This window comes from Myxococcus sp. CA039A, from assembly GCF_013336645.1.
Taxonomy (GTDB): domain Bacteria; phylum Myxococcota; class Myxococcia; order Myxococcales; family Myxococcaceae; genus Myxococcus; species Myxococcus llanfairpwllgwyngyllgogerychwyrndrobwllllantysiliogogogochensis.
Genome location: NZ_JABUMQ010000611.1, coordinates 1 through 2,123, shown reverse-complemented (window position 1 = coordinate 2,123; position 2,123 = coordinate 1). Strand labels below are relative to the sequence as shown.

At 71.5% G+C, this 2,123-nt stretch carries 2 protein-coding genes; one reads left to right on the top strand and one right to left on the bottom strand.

Annotation, left to right across the window (positions count from 1 at the left end; all coding sequences use genetic code 11):
• Positions 1-1,193: c-type cytochrome (locus tag HR086_RS46340; protein ID WP_174468856.1), on the top strand; the 1,193-nt coding region annotated here is incomplete at its 5' end.
• Positions 1,194-1,200: 7 nt separating this feature from the next.
• Here HR086_RS46340 and HR086_RS46335 read toward each other — a convergent pair.
• Complete coding sequence (locus tag HR086_RS46335; protein ID WP_174454746.1) at positions 1,201-1,776, bottom strand: hypothetical protein; 576 nt, start codon at positions 1,774-1,776, stop codon at positions 1,201-1,203.
• Positions 1,777-2,123 lie beyond the last annotated feature (347 nt).

Genomic DNA, 2,123 nt, shown 5'->3' with positions numbered 1-2,123 from the left:
GTGGGTCGCTGTATGGGGGCGGAGGGCCCTGCAACACGGCGGGCGTGGTGGCGCCGGGCATCGTGACGTTCAACACGGAAGACGGCACGCCCCGGGTGGATGACCTGGACCGGTGCCGGCCTCCGCCGCGCGAGGACCCTGACTTCCCGCCGTCCACCATCGTCAGCCCGGAGGCGAGCCATCCCATCCAGGGGCCTGTGGCGGCGGTGGTGGACCCGTCGGGCCTGTGGCTCTTTGTCGTGAACCGCGAGACGGACAACGTGGCCGTCATCCCCACGAATCGTCGCGAGGGCGCGGACCTGGTGAACGTGAAGGGCAGCACGGTGCGGCAGTTGGTGCGCGTGGGCTCGGGGCCCAGTGGCATCGCGCTGACGCGGGATGGGCGCAAAGCGTACGTCTACAACGCGTTCGACCACACGGTGACGACGCTGGTGAACGACGCCTCCGGCAACGTGGCCAACGTGCGCGCGGAGGGGGTGCCCCTGCGAGTGGTGGGAGACGTGCTGTCGCCGCAGCAGGTGGCGGGGCGCAAGCTGTTCTACTCCGCGCTGGACTCGCGCATGACGAGCGCGGGCGTGGCGGCGTCCTGTGCGTCATGCCATCTGGACGGTCGTGACGACGGCCACGTGTGGGGCTTCCCGGATGGGCCGCGCCAGACGCCGAGCCTGGCGGGGCGGAAGGTGACGGAGACGGGGCCGTTCCACTGGAGCGGCGAGTTCCCCACGATGAGGGACTTCCTGGACGCCACGGTGCGTGGGCGCATGGGCGGCACGGCGCTGGATGGGGTGATGGTGGCGCAGCTGTCCGCGTTCATCGACGTGATTCCCACGCCGGACAATCCCTACAAGCGCGTGGCGCTCACCGAGTCGCAGGCGCGCGGCGCGCAGGTGTTCAAGAAGGCGGCGTGTGACAGCTGTCACGCGGGGGCGCACTTCACGAACAACACGCTGGCGGACGTGGGCACCTTCATCACCACGGGCGCGAATCGGGACGACAGCAACGTGGTCGCCAAGGGGCTGAACACGCCGTCGCTGTTGGGGCTCGCGCGCACGGCGCCGTACCTGCACGACGGCAGCGCGCTGTCGCTGAAGGGGCGGCTGATGCAGAACAGCCAGTCCAACAAGCACGGCACCACGGCGAGCCTCACGGAGACGGAGGTCGACGACCTGGTGGACTACCTGCGCACGCTGTGACGTGAAGTCACGGCGTGCCCGCGTCGGGCTCCGTCGGCACCACGGCGGGGTGGACCGTCTCCGGTCGCGTGGAGGTGAGGGCGAGGCGCGTCACGTCCAGCGCCTGCTCCGGGTCTCCTCCGAGCCACGTGACGACGAGCGCGCACGGCGTGTCGTCGTCCCACGCCATCACCTGCAACATGCCCTGCGCGGGAGCACGCCGCGCGGCGGCCCGGCCGAGCGCGGGAATCTCCTCGCCGCCCATGTTCAGCGACGGCAACAGCAGGGCATGCGTGTCCACCTGTGCGTAGTGCGGCTGGCAGTCCCACGTCACCGACACCGTGACGTCCTTCTCCGACGCGGAGCGGAAGGTGCACAGCGGCCCGCAGGAGGGACACGCGCGCTCCTCCTTCATCGTGAAGCCGGGCAGCATCGACTCGCGCACGTCCGTGGGCAACAGCGCCTCGCACGCGGGCAGCGTCGCGTTGGCGACCGGCGCACGCGCCGGACCCGCGTCCGTCCCCGTCTCCGTCGGACGGGAGCGACACCCAAGCCCCAGGGCCAGTGTCACCAACAGCGCCGCGCGCCCTCCTCCTGCCCTCATCCCGTGGTCTCTCCTCAGGCGCCCGCCGCTGGCCGCGCGGCGGATGGTAGTCCGGTGCGCCGCCGTCGGTGACACGTTTCCCATCGCCTCCTGCCCGCTACCTGACGGGGCGCACGCAGGGTGGGGGAACAGCCGGCCCTGGCTCGTCTCCTTCCCTCTCCGTGGACTAAGCTGCCAGCCGTCTTCATGCCCTCCGTCCGCCTCATCCTGGTGCCGCTCGCCCTCGTGCTGGGCACGTCCGCCCGGGCCCAGCCGGCCCCCGCGGCGCGCAACCCCGCGCCCGACGAGTCCTGGACCACGCCCACCCAGGTGGACGCCCCTCGGAGGAGCGACACCCCGGACGACGC